At 53.4% G+C, this 2,064-nt stretch carries 4 protein-coding genes and 1 pseudogene; all 5 read right to left on the reverse strand.

Going from position 1 to position 2,064, the window contains the following annotated elements:
• Window positions 1-234 precede the first annotated feature (234 nt).
• The 5 genes and pseudogenes from JQN68_RS14440 to JQN68_RS14460 all read right to left on the reverse strand — a co-directional run bounded on the left by JQN68_RS14440 (window position 235) and on the right by JQN68_RS14460 (window position 1,901).
• The gene (locus JQN68_RS14440; protein ID WP_225073916.1) at window positions 235-531 is read right to left on the reverse strand and encodes a type II toxin-antitoxin system RelE/ParE family toxin; all 297 of its coding nucleotides are present in this window, start codon (window positions 529-531) and stop codon (window positions 235-237) included.
• 2 nt (window positions 532-533) lie between these two features.
• Window positions 534-749, reverse strand: a complete 216-nt coding sequence (locus JQN68_RS14445; protein ID WP_225073915.1) for an addiction module protein — start codon at window positions 747-749, stop codon at window positions 534-536.
• A 67-nt stretch (window positions 750-816) separates the two neighbouring features.
• A pseudogene (locus JQN68_RS14450) lies at window positions 817-1,116 on the reverse strand (UDP-N-acetylglucosamine 2-epimerase); the annotation flags it as partial.
• 180 nt (window positions 1,117-1,296) lie between these two features.
• Window positions 1,297-1,704, reverse strand: coding sequence for a PIN domain-containing protein (locus tag JQN68_RS14455; RefSeq protein ID WP_225073913.1), 408 nt, complete (start codon window positions 1,702-1,704; stop codon window positions 1,297-1,299).
• On the reverse strand, window positions 1,701-1,901 hold the full coding sequence (locus tag JQN68_RS14460) for a type II toxin-antitoxin system VapB family antitoxin (RefSeq protein ID WP_225073912.1): 201 nt from the start codon (window positions 1,899-1,901) through the stop codon (window positions 1,701-1,703). Before JQN68_RS14460 ends, JQN68_RS14455 begins: the two co-directional genes overlap by 4 nt.
• Between the last annotated feature and the right edge of the window lie 163 nt (window positions 1,902-2,064).

The following is a 2,064-nucleotide window of genomic DNA, read 5'->3' on the forward strand; positions in this document are numbered from 1 at the left end:
CTTGTTCAGCTGGGGCCGTTGCCTCTCGGTCGATCGAAGACGCTGCCAGGTAAGTTGTGGACCTGGCAATAAAACCCGCCGCCCCTCGCGAATGCCATGCCCTCCGCAGGAGAAAGGCCTTTTTTGCGCACTTTTTTGTGGCCGCTTGGACAAAAAGTGCGGCGTCCGGCGGGACGCGACCCGCGGTCTTGGATCGTCTTGAATATCCAGCGCTCCAACAGATGGGAGTCAGGTCTACTTCATCATCCTATCTATCCAGTATGTGGGTTTTCGCTTCAGGTGAGCTACGGCAACCACGACGATGGTATCCTCACTTAGACCGTAGTAAATGCCATAGGGAAATCGGTTGACCAGGCAGCGCCTGACCTTATGGACCATTTGGGGCTGTAACTCCGGAAAGGAAACAACCAACCGCAGAGCTTGGTCAATTTCATCAAGAAGCTCATAGCCAAGCCCGACAGCTTGCTCTTCATACCAGGAGAATGCATCATCCAGTTCGGCTTGGGCCGGAAGCAGAAAAACTATTTTCATCGCTATTTATGATATTTGGCCATCACGGATTCATAAGGCACTGCAACGATTGTTCCACGCTCAAAGGCTTCCCAGCGCGCTTCCGCCTCTTTGACCCAGATATTCTCGATTTCAACGTCAGGTTTTATGGTGTCACGAACGACCTGATCGATCAGCCGAACACGCTCTACGGGGGAGAGTTTTTCAATTTCCTGAACCAATTCCTTGGCAGTCGGCATGATTTTTCTCCTCATTGACGAGAATTTACCGCTAGAATTCATTCCCTTCTAACTTTCGCACTCCCTTTCAATTCGAGTCAAATCCTTTTTCGATAGCCTCACCACGGAGCGCACTGAGAGCGCAGAGAACTTCCACAATCCGCTTTGCCGCATGCCCATCCCACTTTTCCGGGATCCGCCCGGCCCGGCCCGGCCGGTTCAGGATGGTTTGAGCCGCCGCCAGGATTTTTTCCTTGTGATTGCCGACCAGGATGTGGGTGCTTTCCTGGCAGGTGATGGGGCGTTCGGTGGTATGGCGCAGGGTGATGCACGGGACGCCGAGGACGGTGGTTTCTTCCTGCAGGCCGCCGCTGTCGGTGAGCACAAGAAACATCCCCTCGAAGTCTCCTGGGTTAGACAAATGTGAAAATATAAAGGGCGTCCCGCTGAACATGCCTTCGCGAACGCCATGCCCTCCGCAGGAGAGCCTTTTTTGCACACTTTTTTGTGGCCGCTTGGACAAAAAGTGCGGCGTCCGGCGGGACGCGACCTGCCGGTTCTGCACATCTCAAATGCGCGGCGGATGAAGAACGACGGGGATGTATTTCTGGAACAGCAAAAAATCGCCATCGGTGGTCAAAATAGGCAGTTTGCGGCGCTCAGCGGCGGCGCAGATCAAAAAATCCGTATTCGATCCCTGAACCCCATGGCCTCGGCAGGTATTAAAAAATTCGGCGGCCAATTCGAAATCCGCAGAAACCAGTTCCAGATCGGGAAACGCCCGAAAACGACCCCGCAGCGTCTTGAACTGCGACGGGGAACGCACACCGGAGAGCAGTTCCTGGCGGACCGGACCCATCATCTGAACCCGGAATTCCGTGATCAGATCACGCAACTCCACGACGTACGGACTTTCCATAGGCGAATTGCGGCGCAGTGCCAAGGACCATACACAGGTATCTACCAGAACCTTCATGATCGCTTCCGCTGTTCCTTGTAGTCATAGTCCGGATCGAAATCGACCCTGTGGAACAGATCCAGAATCTGCGCCTGCTTGTGCCGCTGGATATACTCCTCCAACGCTTCCGTTACCACCGCCTTTTTGGTTTTATGTTTCCCCAGACGGCGGGCCTCTTCAATCAACTTGTCGTCAATCGCCAGATTGGTCGCCATGCGGCCTCCTTTCACACAAAAATCTACACCTTGCAATGTGTAGAGTCAAGTAGGCAGTGGATAAGGTGGATAAGGGAACATTCTATTTCTGCGGGCCTTATGTATCACATCAAGGTATCAAGCCCCTTACGATCCAGAAGGTTAAGCAGTTTCAGCGATGAAC

The sequence above is a fragment of the Desulfuromonas sp. CSMB_57 genome, from assembly GCF_020194955.2.
Lineage (GTDB): Bacteria > Desulfobacterota > Desulfuromonadia > Desulfuromonadales > Syntrophotaleaceae > JAFCIY02.

What these genes read in the sequence shown, in the direction of transcription:
- JQN68_RS14440 (WP_225073916.1), bottom strand. Translation starts at nt 531, where the DNA reads ATGAAAATAGTTTTTCTGCTTCCGGCCCAAGCCGAACTGGATGATGCA.
- JQN68_RS14445 (WP_225073915.1), bottom strand. Translation starts at nt 749, where the DNA reads ATGCCGACTGCCAAGGAATTGGTTCAGGAAATTGAAAAACTCTCCCCC.
- JQN68_RS14455 (WP_225073913.1), bottom strand. Translation starts at nt 1,704, where the DNA reads ATGAAGGTTCTGGTAGATACCTGTGTATGGTCCTTGGCACTGCGCCGC.
- JQN68_RS14460 (WP_225073912.1), bottom strand. Translation starts at nt 1,901, where the DNA reads ATGGCGACCAATCTGGCGATTGACGACAAGTTGATTGAAGAGGCCCGC.